The organism is Novipirellula herctigrandis (assembly GCA_007859835.1).
Taxonomy (GTDB): Bacteria; Planctomycetota; Planctomycetia; order Pirellulales; family Pirellulaceae; genus Novipirellula_A; species Novipirellula_A herctigrandis.
Genome location: SJPJ01000001.1, coordinates 8,030,268 through 8,053,255 on the forward strand (window position 1 = coordinate 8,030,268; position 22,988 = coordinate 8,053,255).

The window sequence follows — 22,988 nt, forward strand, 5'->3', positions numbered from 1 at the left end:
ATGAGAAACTAGATTAGGGGCAAAGACAAATAGTGCCCGAATTTGATTAGGACTTTCGCTCCCTTGCCCAACTCGACTCGATCTCGCTTGCAAACGATACTTGACTGGTTGCGTGGTCGATCCGCTCGCCGCGTACTGATCGGAACGGTACTTGTGAGCATCTTGATTGCGGTGGCATTGTTGGGGCTGCTGTCTTCGTTTCGTTCGTCGATGCACCATCTAACGCGGCAATCGGTGCGGTCGATTTTGAATTCAAATCTCGTTGCCTTTGAAACTTGGCGAAATGACTGTGAAACCGGAGTGAAACAGTGGATCGAAGATGAGACTCGCAGAACACTCGCAGTTGACATCTTGGATCGATATTCACGCATTCGAAATCTGGCCCCCGACCTGCTGCAAATGGATCCGGAAATACAGGCACTCGGCCAATCGTTGTCGGAAGAAAATGAAACGTCGGAGCCCACACTAGCGACCGATCGCATCGGATGGGCAATCATCGATGTTCAGTCCCGCGTCATTGCCAGCGACCACGACGAGCTGCTTTGCACTCCCCTTGATTTGCCACCCAATGCGACCAAACAAATTATCGCTCGCAAGACGATTGTGACTCGACCTTTTGAGTCGGTCGTTTTAAAACCTGATCAAAAGAGGCTTGAGAACAGTCAAGTGTTGGCCGAATCTTCACAGGCGATTGTTGCAGCCCTTGCGCCGATCGACGATGGATCTCGTGTCTTCGGTGCGGTTGCCTGGTTGTTGGATCCTCGTGACGGCTTTAGCCGGATGTTGTCTGTTTCCGACGATGCGCGAATGAGCGAGACTTATGCGTTTGATCGTCGGGGCGTAATGCTGAGTGAAAGTCACTATCGAGACCAACTTCGAGCGATTGGTTTGATCAACCCTTCGCCGACGTCGAGTTGTATCCTGCATTTGGAGGTTCGTGATCCTGGGGTTGACCTCACCGAGGTTGGGAAATTGACCAAGGCGGTATTGGGGCAACCGTTGACATTCATGGCGGACCAGGCAACTCGGGGTGCGACAGGCGACAACGTTGTCGGATATCGCGATTACCGAGGCGTCGAAGTGGTTGGGGCATGGCGATGGTTGCCTGAAGACGGTTTTGGTGTGACAACGGAAATCGAAACGGCGACGATTTATCGACCACTACGGAATCTTCGTTGGCTGGTCTACGCGTTGATCGGTTTTTTAGCGGCCGCGAATGTGGGATTCGCCGGTTTGGTGTTCTGGTGTGACCGACTCACGCGTCGTTTACAACCCGAACACATCGTTCGCCGACTTGGTCGATATTCTCTTGGTCGAATGATTGGACGCGGTGCTATGGGTTCGGTCTACTCCGGGGCTCACGAAATGCTCAAACGCGAAGTCGCCATTAAGGTCCTCGAACGCGACGAGTTGACAACCACGATGGCCAAGCGGTTCGCTCGTGAAGTCCAATTGACCGCCAGGCTGCGTCATCCAAACACCATCGCTATCTACGACTACGGTCGAACCGATGACGGGACTTTCTTTTATGTGATGGAGTATCTCGAAGGAATCAGTTTGCAGGAATTGATCGATGACTACGGACGGCAACCGGCGGATCGTGTGATTGCAATCCTATTGCAGATTTGCGGTTCGCTTGCGGAGGCACATTACCGTGGTATCGTGCATCGTGATATTAAGCCAGCGAATGTTTTCCTGACCGCTCAGGCCGGCGTATTTGATATGGTCAAAGTGCTTGACTTTGGTTTGGTCAAAGATATTTCGCAAAACACGGTTGAGATCACGCAAAGCGAATCGATCACGGGAACGCCGATGTATATGTCGCCCGAATCGGTTCGTGACCCATCGTCGGCGGACGCTCGTAGCGATCTATACGCTGTCGGCGCGGTTGGCTATGCGCTACTTACCGGTGGTACGATGTTTGACAGTGGCCCGTCGGTTGATATTTGTTTGAAACAACTCAATGAAGAGCCGATGCGGCCATCTGACCGAATTGGTGTGCCATTGGCTGACGATTTGCAGAATGTGATTTTGAGTTGTTTGCGAAAAGATGCCGCGCAGCGCCCGGTGTCGATGGACGAATTGGCTGATACACTTCGCCATTGCCGCGATCACAATGGGTGGTCTAGTGTGGACGCGATGCGATGGTGGACCGATGTGTTCGATGGAGAACGTGTCGATCATCGTAAATTAACAAGTAAATTGACGCCCAGCGAAGGATGAAACGACGCTGAATGTTTGGCAAACGCAAAAAGATCGAAGAACCGCCAATTGATTGGCCTGATTTGTTGTCGCTATTGGAAGACGACGATCGCCGTTCGGCCGTGCAAATGCGTTTTCCAACTGAGCACCGTGAGAGCTACCTAACGGCGATCCGTCGTGTCGATTCGGCACTTGTGGACGATGTTTTGGCATCCGGCCGTAAAGTTCATACCGCCGGAAAGCTGATCAATTGGCCTGTGGTGGCAATCGCAGGGATGCTCAACAGCGGCAAAACCAGCTTAGTGGCTACCTATTTGAGCGACGCCGGTCGGTCTCGCACGCTGCGCGGCCCAAGCAATTCGCAAGGCACGCATCGATTCGTCCTATGGCTGCCTTGCCAATGGCAAGAGGATGAAGAACTTTGGAGATTACTTCTAGGACGAATCGGCGACGCGATTGGCCATCCGCCTGAAATGCTTTCCGAAGACCCCGCGAAAGCTCATTTGCAATACAACAACCACGGCGGCGATGTTGAAACATTGGCGATTCCATTAGTTGCAACCGATGAGCGATTGAATGAATCGGGCGTGGGACTATTAGATTGTCCCGATATTGTTTCTGACGAAGCCTTCGGGCTTGGGTCACCCGAAATTCGCCGAACACTGTTGGGCCGTGCGTCGACCTTGTGTTCGGCATTTCTAATCGTGACGTCTGTCGAATCTTCTCGCGATGCAACACTTGGTGACCTGCTTCGGATTGCTTCCGATTTGATGCCGGGTGTGCCACGCATGCTTGCGGTCAATAAGATCCGTCCACGGCAAACGCCCGACCAGGTATTCGAGACGTTTTCGCCATTGGCCAAAGCTCATGGAATCGAGACGATCTACGCGGCATACGATTATGATGTTCCCGCTAGCCGTCCGTTTATCCCATCGGCTGACGGTTTGGCAAAAGTAGCATTGAATCTGGAAAACGATCTTTTGCCGGTATTCTATTCGGTGCAAGCAAACCCGGACGAAAATCCGCCTGCGGCGATTGACGAAGCCCGCATGCTCGAAGCGATGCCGTCGCGACTTGATCGCACGGTGTTGTTCGAGAAATTTCGCGTCGCTTTGCAATCGAGTTTGCGTTTGCTTATTTGGAACCGCGGGATGGCCTGCATCGAAAAGGACGCCGAGGCATCGAACGCTGCGACCGAGAAGGCTCAGCAGTGTCTACTGGATGCAGCACTCGAGTTTTTTACTCATCGACAAGCCGGCGGTGAAGTGATCGAGTTGCGACTGCATCAATCCGAACGAATCGTTCGTCAGTTGTCGGAATCATTTGCGGCAACAGCACCGTGGTATGCTCGGTGGGGTGTTCGAATGAACTCGCGAATTCGTCGAGTGTTAGGCGGGGCTGGCGATTTTGTGCGACAATTGACTCCATCTGCGATGGCCCAGCGGACGGCCAGCGAAATTAAGGAAAAGTTTCGCCGGGGCGAATACGGTGGATTGGTGACGCCCGATAGTTTGAATTTTGCAATCGATCGCTACGGAGGAACCATCGCACTGCCACATTGGTTTGAAAGCGAAATGGGCGCCGATATATCGTGCTTGACCGAGTGTTCCGAAGCGGCCATTAGCCGCTTTGAACGGGACGACTTCACCAGCCTGGATCCGCGGCGTCTCGATGAAGCGGTGCGACAAATGTGGGGCGAAGTTCCAATGCACAAAAAATTGGTCGCTGGATTGACTCCACTTGCGGCAGTGCTGGCGGCATTCGGCGGGGTTTTGATGATCCCTATCGATTTTGGGACCACCGTGATCGCTTCGGCATCGATTCCAGAGTTGTTTGCCGCCATGGGACTGGCGGCTCTTTCTGCGATTTGGGCGGGCAAAGCCAACACGCGAAACGTCGGGCAACAGGCCGCAAAACAGCAGTTGGTTGACTTCCACGCTGTCTTATGTGATACGTTCGGCGTCAATCGCCCCGCGAAACCGACAACGATCAAGGTCGCACAGAGCAAAGTCACTTTGCCCTTGTCTCAAATCATTCGTCGCGATGCGTTTGGCCCGACTTTGCCGGTTTACCATGCTCGAGAGGAGTTTAAGGTAGAATTGAAGTCGCGATTGCCGCTGTAATTGCTTCATCTTTTCGCTAGCCCCGTAAGAAGCCCGCCATGCATCCCACCCCCAATGACGTTGCACGCCGTTCGTTTTTGACCCAATCGTTTGCGGGCATAGGTGGTATCGCGTTGGCTTCGCTCATGGGCGACAACCAAGCATATGGCGATTCGACGGTGGCCGGACATCCTTGGCCCGCGATCCCAGGCCTACCGCATTTCGCCCCCAAGGCAAAACGGATTGTGCACCTTTGCATGGCCGGTGGGCCATCACACCTAGAATCCCTCGACCCTAAACCGGAACTCGATCGGATTGATGGACAACCGTTTCCCGCCTCGTTTACCGCTGGCCAACAGCTTGCACAACTTCAAAACACCGAGTTGAAGGCTCGTAAGTCGTTTTGCAAGTTTAAGAAGTGGGGCGAGTCGGAAATCGAAATGTCCGAGTTGTTCCCTCACACGGGCAAATGGGCTGATGAGATTTGCGTCATTCGGAGCATGACGACCGAACAAATCAACCACGACACCGCACATGCATTCATGAATACCGGTTCGATCATCAAAGGGCGTCCCTGCATGGGGTCGTGGATGCTCTACGGACTCGGTGCGGAAACCTCTGATTTGCCGGGTTACGTGGTGATGACATCATCGGGGCCTGGGGCTCAACCGGTGTCGGCACGACAATGGAGCGCCGGCGTCTTGCCAAGTCGCTATCAAGGGATCGCATTCCAATCAAGCGGCGCTCCGGTGCATTACATCGGCAACCCCGACGGAGTTTGCCAATCGACTCAGCGGCAAGTGATTGACGAAGTCCAACGGTTAAATGGTTTATTAACAGAGCGTCACTGGGATCCTGAAATCGATACTCGAATTGCACAATACGAGATGGCGTTCAAGATGCAAGCAGCTGTGCCAGAGCTCACGGACATGACAACGGAATCCCAAGCGACACTCGACGCTTACGGGGTCAAGAGTCCTGGCGACGGAACCTATGCGTCAAATTGTTTGTTGGCTAGACGATTGCTCCAACGCGGCGTACGGTTTGTCCAGCTTTACCATCGTGGTTGGGATCATCACGGAAACCTCATACCGAACTTCACCACTTCGGCAAAGGCGACGGACCAACCTACTGCGGCGCTATTGGCGGATCTTAAACGATCCGGAATGCTTGAAGACACACTCGTCTTGTGGGGGGGGGAATTCGGTAGGACTCCGATGGCACAAGGCAGCGGACGAGATCATCACATCAACGCCTTCAGTTTGTGGATGGCCGGAGGTGGAGTGAAAGGAGGTACGGTGTATGGCGCGACGGATGAACTTGGTTACAACGCTGTCGAGGACGTCGTCACCGTGCATGACTTGCACGCGACAATGTTACATCTATTTGGCGTCGATCACGAGCGATTGTCGGCTCGTTTTCAGGGGCTGGATCTTCGGCTGACCGGTGTGGAACCGGCACGTGTCGTTCGGGAGATCATGGCATGAGAATGATTCACACCAATCGATCAATCTGTGTCACCCTTCTTGTCGCGATCACCGTGACGGCTAAGGCGGATGAATCCCCTGCGAAACCGCATGTTTTGCCCGCGCGAGTAACATTTAATGCACACATTCGGCCGATCATGTCCAATACCTGTTTTCAGTGTCACGGGCCTGACGACGCAGACAACGACAGTGGGTTTCGAATCGATTCGTTCGAAGCGGCTACCGGTTTGCTACCCTCGGACGATGACCTCGTTGGCATCAAGCCGAACGATCCCGATGCGTCGGAAGTTTATCGGCGAATCACGGTTACCGATGACGGTGAGTCGATGCCGCCGTCGGACTTCCGACATCAATTGACGGACTTTGACAAGGCGCTATTCCGACGCTGGATCGAGCAAGGGGCCGAGTATGAACAGCATTGGTCCTATTCGCCAATTGTTCGTCCAAAGGTGCCGACGGGGCAAGCGGATCGGCAATGGACTGCCAATCCGATCGATGCATTCATTCGATCACGGCTTAGACAGGAAGGTCTTGCGCCGAGTGATTCGGCCGACAAAGCAACTCTACTTCGGCGGTTGAGTTTGGATTTGATCGGGTTGCCACCGACCGAGGCTGAGTTGGCGGCGTTTCTAACGGACGAGTCCGAAAACGCTTTGGAGAAGCAAATTGACCGGCTATTGGCGTCAGAGCATTTTGGCGAACGAATGGCCAGTTTCTGGTTTGATCTTGTTCGGTTCGCCGATACGGTGGGATACCACGGGGACCAGAACCAACGGATATTTCCCTATCGTGACTATGTGATCGCGGCCTTCAACGAGAACAAGCCGTTTGATGAATTCACTTGCGAGCAGATTGCTGGGGATTTGTTGCCCGAGCCGACTCCCGAACAATTAACAGCCACCGGGTTTTTGCGATTGAATATGTTGACCCGCGAAGGGGGAGCCCAACCAGGTGAGTATTTGGCGAAATACAAGGCCGATCGCGTTCGGACAATAGGAACAGCCTGGCTCGGGGCAACACTCGGTTGTTGCGAATGTCACAACCACAAGTACGATCCGTTCACCGCCAAGGACTTCTATTCTTTGGGGGCATTCTTTGACGACCTGAAACAATGGGGCGTTTACTCCAACTACAAATACACTCCGAATAATGATTTGAAAGGGTTCAATAACGACTATCCATTTCCTCCCGAACAACGCGTCGATAGCCCATCGCTTCGCCAAGAAATCCTTTTTCTACAATCAGAACGCAACGCAGCCATCAGGCAGCAAATCGGTCCCCCCATCGACAACAAGGACAAAGTCGCTTCATGGGCCTCGTCGATCCGGGAATTCTTGAAAGTGTATCCCGATGGTTGGGCACCAATGAAGGTTGCCGAGCGTGTCGTGCACGACGATAGGATCTCCATAAAGTTGACAACGCCAAAAGCGATGACGGTGAATTCGTTTCGTCTGGAAGCTTTACCTGACGAAACCAGCGGCTTCGTTGGTCGCGGTGACAATGGTGGTTTTCAAGTTAGCGTCACTGCGAGGTTAGAGGCCAAAGAGTCCAATTCCGAGCAAGCGACGGAGCTCCAAATTGCGTGGGGTGAAGCCGATCGACGCAAACCGAAATCGTACAGCAGTGGAAAAGAACCGTTAGTATTGGATGAAGTTTGGGACTCAGGACCATCGCGTTTTCAATTGCCTGCTGATGAAAACAAGCTGCCACACACGGCTGTCTATCACTTTGCAGTGCCATTTGAATTGCATGAAGAATGCCAATTGGTGGTTCAGTTAAAAAGTAGTGACATCGGTCGCGTTCGGATTTCAGCAACGCCACTTGGACACGCAATCGCTGGATGGGATGCGGCATCCGAGTCGCTGCGAAAGGCGATCGTGGCAGACAACGAAGCCGAAACGCTACTTGCCGAGTTCCATCTTTCGACAGTTCCATTTGCTGACCAATGCAAGCCAGCCAAGTACTACCGCGACCAGCTACTCAAAGCGCGTAGTGGCATGGCATTCACCTTGATCGCTCAATCCGTTGCGCCGAATGAATTGCCCGTAAGTCGCGTTCTACGTCGAGGCAATTGGCAAGATGAATCTGGGGAATTGGCAGCACCGGCGGTTCCCCATTTTTTGCCTCAGCCGACGATCCAGACAGAACGGCGTTTGACGCGATTGGATTTAGCCAATTGGTTGACTTCCCCTGAGAACCCGTTGACGCCAAGACACTTTGTGAACCATACGTGGAAGCAATTTTTCGGCACAGGGCTTTCCTCAAAACTGGACGACTTGGGTAGCCAGGGGGAATGGCCAAGTCACCCAGAACTGCTCGATTGGTTGGCAGCGGAGTTTGTCGATAGCCGTTGGGATGTAAAGCACTTGGTTCGACAAATCGTGTCCAGTCGCACCTATCAGCAAACGGCGGCCGTTCGAACGGACTTGTCCGAAGTCGATCCGTACAACCGTTTGCTTGCCGAACAATCCGCTAGACGCCTGGAAGCGGAGGCGATTCGCGACAATGCACTGGCGATCGCGGGGCTATTGAATTTGAATTACATCGGCGGGCCGAGTGTGTTTCCCTATCAGCCGGATGGCCATTATCGAAACTTGCAGTTCCCAAATCGGAAGTATTCTGAAAGCCAAGATGCCCGCCAATATCGCCGCAGTGTTTACATGCATTGGCAACGAACCTTTTTACACCCGATGCTGGTCAATTTTGATGCCCCTGCTCGCGATGAGTGTACGGCCGACCGACCTTTGTCCAATAGCCCTCAACAAGCGTTGACGCTCTTGAATGATCCGACGTTCGCTGAAGCGTCTCGCGTCATGGCGGAGGGTTTAATTGACGAAATGCCTAAAGGTACGTTCGAAGATCGCGTGAAGGTCGCGTTCAAACGGGCAGTTGCGCGGACGCCAAGCGGTCTAGAAATTGACTCGCTTCGGGATTTGTTTGATTCACAGTTGGCCTATTACCGCGATCACCCGGACGCCGCAAAAGCGTTCATGAACGTCGGTAATTCAGAGAATTTGATCCCAGCGGAGAACGCCGCGACGGTTGCCGCGATGGGGCAGGTTTGCCGTGTGATATTGAATTTGCACGAAACCATCACTCGGTATTGAACTACGGCGAAACACGCAATTCCATGGATTGTAGGTAGCGTAAAACGGCTTTGTCCGGTTTAATTCAAGCTAATTCGTGCAATTCCGCCTTTCTCGGCGTGGTTTTGCCCCGCTTCCACACGCGCTTTTTGGCATCCAATGCAGCTTCCTGTCGTATCCGATACTTCGTCCGCCAAGCCCGCCCGACCACAGGGTACAGACCCCAACGCGCGTGGTCGTTACGCCGTGATAAGCTTGGGATGCCCAAAAAACTTGGTGGACACCGAACAGATGCTCGGCCGGCTAGACGAGGACGGCTACAACATGGTTGGGTCAGTGGATGATGCCGATTTTGTCGTCGTCAATACGTGCGGCTTCATCGATTCGGCACGCGAGGAATCCCTCGGGGCGATCGACGAGATGTTGGCACTGAAACGCGAAGGAAAAATTCGCAACGTCATTGTGACCGGATGCTTGGCTGAGCGTCAGCAAGGAAAGCTACTCGAAGCACGGCCCGAAATTGATGCGATGATCGGTGTTTTTGGTCGCAATGAAATCGTGTCGGTTATTGATCGTCTACAATCGGGGGTAGAAGAACAGCAGAAAGTTTTTCGTCCTGCGCCGATCAAACCGCTTAGCGACGCGGTTCGTAGTGCCGTCACACCTCGCCATTTCGCCTATCTGAAAATCAGTGAAGGCTGCGATCGATTGTGTACGTTTTGTGCAATTCCAAAAATGCGCGGCAAACACTTCAGTAAGCCGATGGAACAAGTGATCGATGAAGCGAAACGGCTTGGTGACAGTGGCGTCCGCGAGATTGTCGTCGTCGCACAGGACACGACGTACTATGGAAAAGACCTATACGGACAACCGCGACTGAACGACTTATTGATCGAACTTGACAAGATTGATTCGGTTGATTGGATCCGCTTGATGTACTTCTATCCGATGTATATCGACGATGCATTGATCGACACGCTCGCCGGTGCGCAGCGGATTTTGCCGTACATCGACATGCCGTTGCAACACGCCAGCGATTCGATGCTGAAACGGATGTCAAGGAAGACGACGCGAGCGATTCAAGAAGACATTATGGGGAAATTCCGTTCGCGGATTAAGAACGTGGTTATGAGAACGACGATGATCGCGGGTTTCCCAGGCGAATCAGACGATGATTTTGCCGAGCTAATGGATTTTGCTGAAAAACAACGTTTCGAACATTTAGGCGTGTTTACCTACTCCGTCGAAGAAGATACACCGGCCGCAAAATTGCCCAACCGTGTGCCCCATGAAATTGCCGAACGCCGCCAAGGTGAGTTGATGGCGATGCAACAAAAGATTGCGTTCGAGTGGAATGAGAGCCGGGTTGGAACGGTCGAAGATGTCATCATCGACTCGCCATTGCCGGATGAACCTGGGGTTTGGATCGGCAGAACTCGCGCCGAAGCACCCGACATTGACGGGATCGTTTATGTCACCGCTTCGGATGAAAACGAAGCAATTAACGTGGGCGATCTAATTCGCTGCGAGATTGTTGCAGCGGACGGATATGACTTGGTCGCGGCATCGTTAGGCAGCTAACGTTATCACTCCATCGGCATTCGAATATCGCCTTTTCGCAATCGCACTTCCCATTTTTTGATCGCTTGCGAACGCCGAGCAGAACTATCTTGCTCCGGTCGGTAGCCCAAGGTGGCTCCGCCGGTGATCTTCCGTAAATTCTCTAACGCTAGTGATCGCACCGCCATCGATGGAGAGTCAAGCAAGCTCACTAGTTCTGCATCGCCACCTTCGGCTAGTTGTTTCGGCGAATAGCCAACCAGTAGTTTATAGAGTGCCTGGGCGTTAGCCGAATCCATTCGCACGATCGCCGTCTTGATCACATTGCTGGTCTCTGCATCGCGGTCGATCGCAGCTACAAGCGACGCGTAGTGGTCAACCCAATACAGTCGTTGTTCAGGATTGTTCAAGACGCCGTCACCACCAAAATAAACGTCGGGACGACGAATCGACAAGAGTGTTCTTGCCGCCAATGCGCCGACTTCGGCCCTCCGAAACATGGTCGCTTCACGTAGGGATTTTTCAGCGGATTGGCCATCGACCATCAAACTCAGCAGTGCTTCGCGCGCCGCCGCTTCAAGCGACCGGTCGTTCGGATTTGGAGGACTAATCCAATTTGGAATTGAATCACCGGCGGATTTTTGGTCCGCTTCGCTCCCTCGTTTGACCCAACGATCGCCTGTCGATAATGGAATGGTCTCCGATTCGATTGACAAAGTTGATTCGCCCTGTGGTACCAAGACGCCGACGGAGATCACGTGATTTTCAGGCAAAACAGGGTCAAAACCGGATTGTCGATAAGGTGCGGTGGTCAAAGCTACCAATGTTTCGATATTGGGAAACGAGAGGTTCATTTGTGTAGCTCCAACGACGACATTTAAATCCGCACCCGCTTTGGTTCCTTCCAATAAGGCACGTCCGTGTTCGACGTGTAGCACGAGTTCTTCCGTTCCGCCTCCCGACCAATGGATACGTGCCGGTCCGATCAGGGTCACTGCCACATCCGAACTTGTGTCGAGCCGAACACGGTAGGTTGGGGCACAAACCAACGTTTGACCCGCTGTAACAACGTCGTTGCGGTTCACTTCGAATGCTCCGCCATCGACGCCGAGACCAATTAGAAGTCCCGAATCCGTTGTGACTTTGGCAACGCCCTCAATTTCCGATTCATCCGCCGTTCCTAGCTCAGAATCCGCGTCCATTACTCCTGCGGGCATCGGTGGGGCATTCATATCGCTATCCGGTTCGCCGGCTGTTGGCGAGATGGAGCCGCTGACCCCAGGTATGAGCTCCATTCCTTCTCCACCAACTTCATCCACAGCCGGTGGTGCCTCGGAATCGCTTGGCAACTGAGGCACCGATGGATCGACGGGCGGCGGCGCATCAGCGTCGGTTTCAGGTTCCACATCCGGAGTTGGCATTTCATCATACTGCGTGATACTTTCCAACTCAGAAGGATTTGGCTCAGTCCGTTCCGGCTCGGGAGCTGGTAGAGGTAAATCCTCATAGCTCTCTTCCGTTTCAGTGACATTGTCTGGTTCCATGCTTCGAGCCGCCTCGTCAACGGGAATCATCTCCGGAGCCAACTCGGGCGGGACTTCGATCTCCTCAGTCGGTTCAACCACAGCGTCACTGGCACTTGCTTCGCTGCGGTCCGCATCCGAGGCGAGCGATTGTAACGGCTCGTCTCCTTGGCCGACGAGTTTACCGCGATTGAGCAGCGGCTCAAAGATTTGAACCAAAGCAAACAATAATGCAGCGGCCAGGGCAAACGATACCAGCCACGGAGCCATACGATTGGTGCGTATCGTGCCACCGTAGAGTTGGGCGGCTTCCAACGCCGAGCGAGGTCGATTTCCCGCCATGGTGCCATCACGCGGGCTAGTCGATTGGTCTTGAGCATCGGATTGTCGAATGCGCGTCGGAGCGTCCGAGACGCCTGAGTCAGCTGGCCCAACCGGTTGCACTAACGACTCTTCGTTTTCCATCATACTTGAAGACGGTGCCACGGTCTCGGCGACGTCGATTCCTTCCAAATCGTGAAGGCCGTCGGAGGTCGGATCCGCGTCCGGCATTGATACCGAAGCAAAGCTTCCCGCCGATGCGATGTCGGCAATCTCACGATCGGGAAGTTCGTAAATGCGATGGCGAAGGGCAGGACTCACATCTGCCGTTTTCCCCAAGACCATTGTCAAAATCTGATGACATGCCGCCGCCTCCGCCAATTGTGTGTCCGATTCCAAGCAAGCCCTCTCGATCTCCGCAACTTGCTCCGTCGGCAAAGTGCTGTCGAGATATTCGCTAATCATGTTCGCTTCTTCGACCGGCCCAACCGCATCCGGCGCCGGTGCTGCCAAGTGACCGCTAGTGATCGTATCGCGAATCCGTTGGACCAATTGCCCCGCAAAACCGCTCTCGGCCACCTTCGCCCGTAAGCTTTCTGCATCAGCGGGCTCGAGCGTGTTGTCGAGGTAAGCAAGTAACGTGCGAAGGGTTAAACGCATGGGATCAGCCAAATGGGAAAGGAAAAATAGGTCAAAGAGCTCTACACCGATATGCCCTGTTTAATTAGTGACCCGTCGCTCCATTGGCCGTGCAAGAGAAGCCCAAAAAATCGAAAAAAGAGGAATGCCACCCCCCGGACGCTGTGGAAACGTGGTGTTTTGTCCTCTTCAGCGGCTCGTCATGTGTGTTAAAAACTCACTGGTTGAGTCATTCTCGGTGTTCGAGAAATGCGTTTTGTTGGCCCTAAGAAGTATTCATGAATCGACGCCATTGCTATTCGATCTTCGCATCGTAGAACGGCACCCGAATCGTCCTTGGCGATCTGCATCCTTTGATCGTCGCATCGGATTTCGAGGCTGCGGATAACACGATAGGGGCTTTTGGGTATACAATCCGTTCTTTAAAAACAGCCGTCCAATCGAAATGATGCCCCTGAGTGTTTTGTAATAGACCCACGTGGAACCATGCGGATTTATGTGACGAACTGGTTGCTTAGAAAACCACTTTGTCGTTGATCGAGACAAACCCATTTTGGAGTGCAATCCACCATGAAAAGAAAGTCAGCCGAACTCCTTTACGATGGCAAAGCCGAACTGGCCGAAGGTCCTCTGTGGCACAACGGAAGCCTATGGTGGGTGAACATCGAAACGGGTGAGCTAAATCGATTTGACGTAAACAGTGGTCGATGCGAGAGTCGAGGCACCGGTGATTTGCTGGGAGCGGCAGTCCCGACGGATGACGGTCGATGGTTACTCGCACGCCGGGATCAGTTGCAATTATTGGACTGGGAAACCGGCAAGGTGGACGTCCTAAATCACTTGGACTTTGGATCACCGAATGTTCGCTTTAATGATGGCAAATGTGACGCTGCGGGTCGCTTTTGGATCGGCTCGATGAGCCTAAATGGTGACACGGATTCGGGCGCGTTCTATTGTCTCAACAACGATGGGAAAGTCGTCACGTGGTTAACCCACATTACGATCTCCAATGGATTGGGGTGGACGAGTGATTGTTCGCGGATGTTCTACGTTGATACTCCGACCCAGAGAATCGACGTGCTTGATTTTGACCTCAAGCATGGAAAAATCGAAAATCGACGTCCGCTTGTAGAGATTCCTCGACACATCGGTTTCCCCGATGGATTGACGGTCGACGCGGATGACAATGTGTGGGTCGCGCTTTGGGGCGGCAGTGCGGTGCATTGTTACGACGGTAACACAGGCAAACAAATCGACTGCATCGCTGTTCCTGCACCTCAAGTCACCGCGTGCTGTTTCGGCGGCGATGACTTGAATGAACTTTTCATCACGACGGCAAAAACCGGTTTGGACAACACGGCCAAAACAGCCAGTCCACTTTCCGGAGGTGTCTTTCGATGCCCAATGTCCGTTAAAGGGACTGCATCCCATCCGTTTCGTTATCAGCGGTCTTGAGTCTCTTTTATCGTTGTCAGATCATCGATGGGACCTAGCGCTGATAGAAGTAGCGAACTTAACCATTCGAATCCTTCTTCTTGCCGCCTTTTTTGCCCTCTTTCTTGGCGTTTGTCTGCTTGCCACTTTTGGTTAATCGGGCGGGCAACAGCTCTTTCTGTTCAGGCGTTAACAATGCAATGATTTCTTTTTGAAACTTCATTCGGATTTCGCTGATTTTGCCAAACACAGCCACTTGAGCTTCACTCAAACCAGCGGCTTCGTTGACGGCGGTCATCAGTTCCTTTCCTTTCTTGCCCGAATCTCGGAGCTCCTTCTGCGCGGCTGTTCGCTTCTTCATCAATTCATTGGTAATACCCCCGTCGGCACGGAGTGTCTTGACTTGGTCCGTCAATTTCTTGGCCATCTCTTTGACCTTGGCAGTTTGCGTTTCCGTCAATTTAGCCGCTTCGAATTGCTTAAGCATTTGGACAGCCATGTTACGTTGTTGCCCGCCTTCTTTGCTCTTCTTTTTCTTTCCCGCAGCTTCGTCAGCCGAGGCGGGGACTACCAATAAAGCAACTAACGCAGCAGTACCAATCAGTTTCATCATCATTGAATGTCTCTTTTTGCGAGATTTAGAGGGGGGTGGTGACACACACACGTGATCGTGCGAGTTTAAGTCTAACCCATCCGCTGCTGGAAAGTATCGAGCATTCCCGAAAAATACACGCTTGGAATGGGCACGCAATGAGTGAATCACCGGGCCCGCTGAGCGAGCGGTATAGTGATGATGCGAATGCTTCATTTTCGCGGAGCGGAACGGTTATCCGGTCCTCGATCAAGCTTTTAGAATAAACGAACGTTCGCGTCGCTTGTTTCGTCGCCATCGTCAGCAATCGAATTGAGCCACGCCGCGAAAGCCAAAACGGGTTCGCCTTGGGCCTCACCGCCACCATCATTATTGGCGGGGATAGCTATGAAATTAATGATATTCAATGCATCGAGTGCCGTCACTTTTCCGTCTCCGTTAACATCAAAATATTGGTTTGGCCATGATTCGACGTCAATCGGATTGGTTAGAGTTCCATCGAGCGCCGAATAATCTCGGTCATTCAATTCGTTGATAATCCGAAGGGCATCTAATGCGCTCGTTTCCCCGTCATTGGTTACATCTTGTTCATCAACAAGATTCCTCCATGGGAACGGCAGACCGGCCTCAATCGTCAATGGAAAAACGCCAAGATCATTGACGACGGTCCTTAAGAAAACGCCATTGCGGATTCGCGGTTCTCCCATCCGCCAATCGTCTTGATCGACAAATTCAAACGTTGAATTCCCCACCCCGGCAACCTGAATTGAGCGCACGGCGGGTGCCAACCTTTCGATGGCGGGGCCGTCAAGCCTAAGTGACTGTGAAATACCATTTGCGAGCAGGATGACGGCAAAGTTCTCGACCAAAAATTCATTTCCGGTAACGTCGGTCGGCGTCAACGCGTTGCCAAATTCAAGCGTGTTGTGTCCGTCTCCACCGTCAATCGAAAGTGCTAAAGTGTCCCCCAATAAGTCCGTTACGAAATCGAGTTCGAAGGTCTCGTCCCCGGAGGCTCCTTCGACTCGAATCGAACCCGATTGGATATCGATTCCGTCGGTATTGGTACCGGACTTATCGTCAGAGGAGATACGGATCGTGGGTGAAGGTCCGTCGGCGATGGACGAGATCGTGTGGAAACCAACCCCCATAGGACTGGCATTCTGGGACACCGTGCTTTGAGAAACCGTCACTTGCACATCTGCGCCAACAATACCGCCACCCCGATTGGCCGACAAATTCCCAGAGATGCGACTTTCGCGGATGGATAGAGTGCCTGATTGCATCAACAATGCGCCGCCATCAACGGTTGCTTGACTTCCCCCGATCGAAACCCCCAACAACTCAATGTCAGCGTCTGCGGCGAGGATCGCACCGCCGTTGGTGGCACGACCGCCTGTTAAGCCAATTCCTTGTAACGAAAGTCGTGTTCCGTTGTTAGGCATTTGAATTAATCGCGACAAACCGTTCGCGTCGATGACCGTTTGATCGAGTCCGTTACCGATAATCGAAACATTATCAGTGATCGCCAATTCGCCGAGACCTAATTCGATTCGGCCTGTTAGTGATGGCAAAAAGCGGATCGCAAAATCGTCGCTTGCGTCATTTGACAATTGCACCGCTTCGCGAAGGCTCAAGAAGACATTGTCCGGTCCCATCGGGTCCGCATCAAGTTCATCGGAGATGGTTGAAACAACCAACAATCGATCGTCGCCACTTTGTCGTTCATAGGCCCCGATATCCACACCAGCACCGACGTTGCGTTCATACCACACGCCTCGTTGGTCCGTCGCATCGGCTGACAATCCAACGTCGTTCGCAGGATTGCCAGGAACAAGCCGGTGAGTCGGAGTCGCACCTCCATGAAGTGCAAGTGGTTCGACAAGGGTCGTGACATCGATTGGCACGCGGTCCGTCCCGAGTGACTCGCCGACAATGTTTTGGTTTGTCCCGTTACTGAATCCACCCGCAGAATCGGGATCCGCGATCAAACTGAAACTGCCGCTAAATCCACCGCCGAGCGTAAACAGATCGTTTCCGGCGGTCGCCGTGTTTCCAGCGACAAGCGTGCTGGCCAGATGCGTCGACGCTTCGGCGCTGACGATACCACCACCTTCGTCGCCTGCTTCGTTCATCACTACGGTACTATTGGAAATCGTAGAAGTGCCCGTGAAGTGCAGAATGCCCCCCGCCGTTGTGTTGGCTTGGTTACCGGAAATGGTACTTTGGTGGATGGTGGATTGGTTTCCCATCACAACGCCTCCGCCAATGCCAGCTGCATTATTTGCAATCGTGCTGTCTTCGATCGTCAGTGAACCGAGCGTGCTGCTATAGATGCCGCCACCAAGTGTCGTGGCGATATTGCCAGTCACATGTGACCGTCGTACCGTCAAATTCTCTAGCGATGTGATTGCTCCGCCGGTTCCATTGGTTCCGACGCCGAGCGCGACGCCCCGCGTAAGCGTGATGTCGGTAATTTCCACATTGAGCGTACTTTCGACCAAAAAATCCGTCACCACGAAAATTCGCGAAGCGTTCAAGGCGTCGATTGTCAAATGCAGCGCGCCGGGCCCTTCGATTTTCAAGTCATCGCGAATCGACAAATCGCCAAGAACGAGATCGATCGTTTCACCGGAAAACTGTTCGGGAGCAAATTGGATCAGGTCAAAGCCAGGGCTAAGGTTGGTTAGTTCGATCGCTTCGCGCAGACTCAGGTCGTCGGTTCCGCCCGCGAGCGGGTCATCGTCAAGCTCATCTTCGGCCGTGGTGACAATCAATGTCATTCCAGGAACCTCTCCTTGGGCTGCCTGTTCGACATTGTTTATTAGGGAATTGTTCATTGGGGAACTGTTCGCCAAATTGACCGCAGCCAATAAACGGCGATCCTCAAGTAACTCGGCGGCAAGCCGACGTCTCGGACGATTAGCGAGACCCAAACGACCCGTAAACCAATTTGAAAGGAAGGTATTCATGATGACATCATTATCGCGGAAAATCGCGTCAGATGCGAGGGTGTCCGTAAAGTCGAAATCGAGCCTCCCCCAATGGAACGATGCGAGGGGGTTGGGTATGATTTTGGAACAAGCAAAAGGTCAATTTTAGACATTTCCTTACCAAATCCAACCAAGGCGAAGCGGACTGATGACGCGAGACGCATTTGAGACCTCGCGGCGGCTTCGCGAAAACATTGAACAAGTGTTGTTCGGAAAACCCGATGTAGTCGAAATGTTGGTCGTCGCGATGTTGGCCGGCGAACACATTCTGCTTGAAGATGTTCCGGGAGTTGGCAAGACGTTAGCGGCCAAGGCATTGGCGCAATCCATTGATGCCAAGTTTTCGCGACTTCAGTTTACCCCTGATTTATTGCCCAGTGATATTACTGGCAGTATGATCTACCGTAGCGATCGTCGCGAGTTTGAATTTAGCCCTGGCCCAATTTTTGCAAACGTCGTTTTGGCGGACGAGATCAACCGCGCGCCACCGCGCACGCAATCGGCTCTGTTGGAAGCAATGAGCGAAGGGAGCGTGTCTGTCGACGGCGTGACGCATCCATTGCCTAAGCCGTTCGTGGTTGTCGCCACACAAAACCCCTACGAGTTCGAAGGGACGTACGCGTTGCCGGAAAGCCAATTGGACCGATTCTTGCTTCGTACGTCGCTTGGATACCCCGATCGAGAACGGGAACGGCAAGTCTTATTGACCCATCGAAGTGGCGAACCGGTAGATCGGCTTGACAGTGTCGCAACCACCGAATCAGTACTGGCGGCTCAAGCCGCTGTACGAGAGGTAGCCTTTGAACCATCGTTAGTGGATTACTTGCTTGACATCGTTGATGCGACTCGCGGTCATAAAGGTTTCGAGTTCGGCGTGAGCACCCGTGGTGGTCTCAGCTTTTATCGTGGTTGCCAAGCACGAGCGATTTCTCAGAGTCGAAATTTTGTCACGCCCGATGACATTAAAGCGTTGGCAGTGGCGACCTTATCGCACCGAGTGGTTCATGACAGTGTGTTCCAAGGTCCGACTCGCCAATTGGTCGAAAAGCAGATCGCGGAAATATTGGACACTGTTCCCGTCCCGACATAGGGCATTCGCAAAGTTGCATCTAAAACGAGAACCAAAGCGAGCATAGTGAAACCGCTTCGAAATCAGTCTTTGAATTCGCCCCATTATCGGCGGAAAATTCGGTTCACTCGACTAGGAGCACATTTCCTATTCGTCGGCTGTTTCGCCTTGTTTGGCGGTGCGCTGCGGGGATTCAATCTTCTGCTGGTGATTGCAGGCGTTTTGGTTGGAGCATTGCTGATGCAATGGCGGTGGAGTCGTTCCTCGTTAGTCGCGTTGTCGATTCAACGGCGTCTCCCTGAGGAAGTTTTTGCGGGGCAATCATTTAAGATTAAGTACAAGATTCGCAACCACAGTCAGTGGATGACCCTATGGATGCTTCGCGTAACGGATCTAGTCTCCTCTAGCAATGAAATCGGATTGCTCGATGTAAAAGCGACGCAGGAGAGAATTCGACGTGGAACCGAAGCGTCTTGTGAAGTCGAACGCGTTGCTCGTGCTCGCGGGCTATGGAACTTTGGACCGATAGCGGTTTCATCGTCGTTTCCGTTGGACTTGATGACTTGCCAAATTGTCAACGAACAGCCCGAGACTTTGACCGTTTATCCGAAACTGGTAAAGCTTCGGCGCGGCTGGCAACGCGTGTTGCTAAGTGATCAAGGTGGTGTCGCCAAGACGTCGCAGCAGAGTGGCCGCAGTGAAGGAGAGTTTTTCGCCCTCCGGCAATGGCAACATGGAGATATCTTGCGGTGGATTCATTGGCGATCGACCGCAAGAATGAATGAACCGGTCGTCTGCCAATACGACCAACCTCGTCGCTACGATCTTTGCTTGCTCGTTGACGCCTATTTGCCTGAGGGTTCCGATGATGAATCGGTTGAAGCGGCAATCAGCTTTGTTGCCACTGTGGCATTGCAATTGGGAGCAAGTGGATCGAACCGCATGGTTGTCGCCGTTGCCGGAGCCGAGGCGGCAGCGGCGCCAGCAGGCGGTACGATCGAAGACCAACGGCGACTGTTGCGGGTGTTAGCAGTCTCCAAACCGACTGCCCGTCCCGTCATTGTTGAAGCTCTCGAAAAAGCCAAAGCGGTAACAGGTCGGTTTCGAAACGTTTTGGTCGTGAGTCCTCGATCACAAGACGCAGCGATCGCGGCAATGGACGATGACACCTATCAAACAATTGAACCCTTCCAACGCCGCGATTCGCTAAAATGGATAAATATCACGGAATCCGAACACCAGCTATTTGATTTTCGTGGAAAGTCCAAGCCGAATTTGGAAAAGTCACGTCTCAGTCCCGTGTTGAAAGCCACTCGTGGATAGTCAATCTCCCAACGATTTAAACTCGCGAATTGAGTCATTGCGGCTGATGTTAAAGGCGCGGCTGCCTGCCTTTGGAACTCCTCCGAGAGAAGTGGCGGGCGTTACTACCGCCGAAAATCCGCTGACCGAAAAAGTCACTCCCGAAGACACACTGGTCGACGTGCGGATTCGATTCGTTTTCGCCGTGTTGTCGCTGTTGGGGGGATTGGTTTTGGCGGGCGATCCCGATACCGAGGCCTTTGCTTGGGGCGCGGTGTTTGTTGCTATATTTGGTTTTGTGTATGTCGATTGGTTAGAGTATTTCTGTCTGCCGCCACTCGTTGCTTACTTCGCGATGATTGTTTCGGCGCTGTACTGTGTAAGTGGCTTTGTCGATTTCGATGTTGAAAGCAAGTATTACTTTTCGCTTGCTATACAGCAAACTAACAATCGTCACTTGATCGCGGTGTCGGAACTATTAGTCCTCGTTCAAGGCATCTTAATGCTGCAAGCGAAGACGCGGCGCGTTTGTGAACAGCTTTGCGTTTTCTGTTTGTTGGAATTGATCGTGGCGGCTGTTTTTAACAATACAATATTGTTTGGTCTGGTTCTAATACCTATCGGTGTCTTCACGGCGTTTGGTTTGATGTTGTTGTCATTGGACGGCGAATCATCAAACAAGCGTCCCTATATGTTGATGTTTCAATCGGTGATGATCCTATTGATTCCCGCAGTGATTTTGATTGGGATCACATTTTTCTACGCGATTCCGCGAACGACCGAAGCAGCACAAATGCGTGGCCAGGGGAATGTGTTAACCGGTTTCAGTGATAAGGTGCGTTTGGAACAATTTGGGCAGATGCTTCAAAGCAGTGATGTGGCAATGCATATTTGGCTCAAAAAGCATTCCACCGGGGAACCGTACAAGGCTTACGATGGTTTGTATCTTCGTGGTCGAGTTCTGGAAGCCTACCATGCGATTGTTGACAAGGAGCGTCCGAGTGCTGATTGGTCATCACTAAGGACGGGCGTGATCCACGGCGCGACGCGGTTGCCAAACGAATATTATTCGCCTCGAGCGAGTGATCAAAATTTTTATGATTCCGTGCGAGTGGAGATCGATTGTGAAGCGATGAGTAGTCCCTCATTGTTCGCGATTGCACCCTATCATAACGTCGGCCGCGACTCAGAGTATTTTCATGAAATTGGCCGCTGGACGATCCGACGATCGTATGAAGATCAGTTTGAATATCCTCGTGTCAGGTATGTATTTGGTACCCATTCTTTTCGTGGCGGATTGCAGAGTGAGTGGATCGGCAGGTTTGCAAAAGGGGAAAAAGTGGTCATGCCGAAAATCGAAGACATGCCTGTCGAATCGAGTTATGACGCAGCGTTTGTAGAGAATAACCGAAGAACCATTCGGTTCAGTATACGGAAACAGAATCGTTCCATTGAAGACTATCGAAGGCATCTAGTCATGTTCGACGGTAAGGCAATGCCGACCGTCAAACGTTTGGCAAACGCGATTGCAAAAAGCATTCCGGAGGACGAACGAACGGACGTTGCCATTGCGCGACAGTTTGAGCAATTCCTCGCTGCAACAGGCGGTTTCGAATACTCGCTACGTTTGGATTCGACGCCACAAATGAGCGTGGACCCGATTGAACAGTTTGTTGCGACCAATCGAAGAGGTCATTGTCAGTTCTTTGCTTCCGCTCTTGTGATGATGTTGCGCAGCCAAGGTATTCCCTCTCGCTTGGTCGTTGGCTATCACACCGATGATTACAACGAGCTTGGTGGCTATTATGTTGCTAGACAATCGCACGCTCACGCTTGGGTCGAAGCACTTATTCCAGCTAAGCAAGTGGATTCGCTCATCTATGGACAGAATGAGTGTGACCAGTATTGGCTGCGGCTTGACCCGACACCAGGCGGCGCGTCTTTTGTTGCACAATCGAAAGGCGTCAATAGTGTTCTGGATGCGGCACAGACGTGGTGGAAAACTAATGTGGTAGATCTCAGTGCTAGCGAAGATCAGTTAAGAGAGAAATCGGTCAAACATGTGGCTACAATTACTTCGACGCGAACCGAGTTTGCGTCGTGGTTGCAACGCACAATGGATTCGGTGCGCGCTGGGCAACTGGGAGGAGACGCTTTTTCTGGTGGACATGGCTTTTCGTGGAAAGCGGCAGCGATTGGAATCGGAACACTGCTTTGCCTTGTAACGCTCGGTCGATACTTTGGAAGCATTCGATTTAGAAAGAAATCGCGAAAGCGAAAGTATGTGGCGAGACCGAAAGTTGCTTTCTATGCCGAGGCAATCGTTTGTTTAGAGAAAGCCGGAATCTTTAGACTTCCCTCCGAAACACCAGCCGAGTTTGCCGACAAGGTGGCAATTGAGCTGAATGCCGTTTCCGAGCTAGAAAGTACTGATGAAACGAAATCCGAACGATATGACGCAGCACCGATGAGACTCTTGACGGACGTGTTTTATCGAGTACGTTTCGGGGGCGTTCGCACAGATGATGTCGCATTGGAAAATGAAAACGGATCGGAAGCAACTACATTGCCATCGCATACGCAAATCGCTGAAGCGCTTCACGAAGTTAAACGCGCCGCAAGTCGTTTAAGAAAACGTCGCCGGGCAGCATATTGGAAGACAGCGCCGACGAAATAGC

At 52.4% G+C, this 22,988-nt stretch carries 12 protein-coding genes; 9 read left to right on the plus strand and 3 right to left on the minus strand.

Annotated features, from left to right (window positions below):
• The first annotated feature begins 63 nt into the window (after positions 1-63).
• The 5 genes from CA13_RS29260 to rimO all read left to right on the plus strand — a co-directional run bounded on the left by CA13_RS29260 (position 64) and on the right by rimO (position 10,458).
• Positions 64-2,223 carry a serine/threonine-protein kinase gene (locus CA13_RS29260; RefSeq protein WP_146402698.1) on the plus strand — a complete coding sequence of 720 codons (2,160 nt, stop codon included), beginning with the start codon at positions 64-66 and terminating at the stop codon, positions 2,221-2,223.
• 11 nt (positions 2,224-2,234) lie between these two features.
• Positions 2,235-4,325, plus strand: coding sequence for a hypothetical protein (locus tag CA13_RS29265; RefSeq protein ID WP_146402699.1), 2,091 nt, complete (start codon positions 2,235-2,237; stop codon positions 4,323-4,325).
• Between the two features lie 38 nt (positions 4,326-4,363).
• The gene (locus CA13_RS29270; protein WP_146402701.1) at positions 4,364-5,791 is read left to right on the plus strand and encodes a DUF1501 domain-containing protein; all 1,428 of its coding nucleotides are present in this window, start codon (positions 4,364-4,366) and stop codon (positions 5,789-5,791) included.
• Positions 5,788-8,898 carry a PSD1 and planctomycete cytochrome C domain-containing protein gene (locus CA13_RS29275; protein ID WP_146402703.1) on the plus strand — a complete coding sequence of 1,037 codons (3,111 nt, stop codon included), beginning with the start codon at positions 5,788-5,790 and terminating at the stop codon, positions 8,896-8,898. The genes CA13_RS29270 and CA13_RS29275 overlap by 4 nt, the downstream gene beginning before the upstream one ends.
• Before the next feature lie 138 nt (positions 8,899-9,036).
• The gene (rimO, locus tag CA13_RS29280) at positions 9,037-10,458 is read left to right on the plus strand and encodes a 30S ribosomal protein S12 methylthiotransferase RimO (RefSeq protein ID WP_146402705.1); all 1,422 of its coding nucleotides are present in this window, start codon (positions 9,037-9,039) and stop codon (positions 10,456-10,458) included.
• Positions 10,459-10,463: 5 nt separating this feature from the next.
• Here the strand turns inward: rimO and CA13_RS29285 are convergent, their stop codons facing one another.
• Positions 10,464-12,941 carry a hypothetical protein gene (locus CA13_RS29285; RefSeq protein WP_146402706.1) on the minus strand — a complete coding sequence of 826 codons (2,478 nt, stop codon included), beginning with the start codon at positions 12,939-12,941 and terminating at the stop codon, positions 10,464-10,466.
• Positions 12,942-13,490: 549 nt separating this feature from the next.
• On the opposite strand from CA13_RS29285, the gene CA13_RS29290 reads away from it, so the two are divergent.
• A complete protein-coding gene (locus tag CA13_RS29290; RefSeq protein ID WP_146402708.1) occupies positions 13,491-14,375 on the plus strand; it encodes an SMP-30/gluconolactonase/LRE family protein in 885 nt (294 codons plus the stop codon).
• Between the two features lie 58 nt (positions 14,376-14,433).
• Here CA13_RS29290 and CA13_RS29295 read toward each other — a convergent pair whose 3' ends face one another.
• Both CA13_RS29295 and CA13_RS29300 read right to left on the minus strand, forming a co-directional pair.
• Entirely contained in the window at positions 14,434-14,970 is a 537-nt protein-coding gene (locus tag CA13_RS29295; protein WP_146402710.1) for a hypothetical protein, read from the minus strand.
• 233 nt (positions 14,971-15,203) lie between these two features.
• On the minus strand, positions 15,204-17,918 hold the full coding sequence (locus CA13_RS29300; RefSeq protein ID WP_146402712.1) for a choice-of-anchor Q domain-containing protein: 2,715 nt from the start codon (positions 17,916-17,918) through the stop codon (positions 15,204-15,206).
• Positions 17,919-18,132: 214 nt separating this feature from the next.
• Here CA13_RS29300 and CA13_RS29305 point away from each other — a divergent pair, with 214 nt between their 5' ends.
• Genes CA13_RS29305 through CA13_RS29315 form a run of 3 tightly spaced genes read left to right on the plus strand, consistent with a single transcriptional unit; the run spans position 18,133 to position 22,987 of the window.
• Positions 18,133-19,029: an AAA family ATPase gene (locus CA13_RS29305; RefSeq protein ID WP_146403965.1), complete on the plus strand. Its 897-nt coding sequence runs from the start codon at positions 18,133-18,135 to the stop codon at positions 19,027-19,029.
• 45 nt (positions 19,030-19,074) lie between these two features.
• On the plus strand, positions 19,075-20,331 hold the full coding sequence (locus tag CA13_RS29310; RefSeq protein WP_146402714.1) for a DUF58 domain-containing protein: 1,257 nt from the start codon (positions 19,075-19,077) through the stop codon (positions 20,329-20,331).
• Complete coding sequence (locus tag CA13_RS29315) at positions 20,324-22,987, plus strand: transglutaminase TgpA family protein (protein WP_146402716.1); 2,664 nt, start codon at positions 20,324-20,326, stop codon at positions 22,985-22,987. Before CA13_RS29310 ends, CA13_RS29315 begins: the two co-directional genes overlap by 8 nt.
• Position 22,988 lies beyond the last annotated feature (1 nt).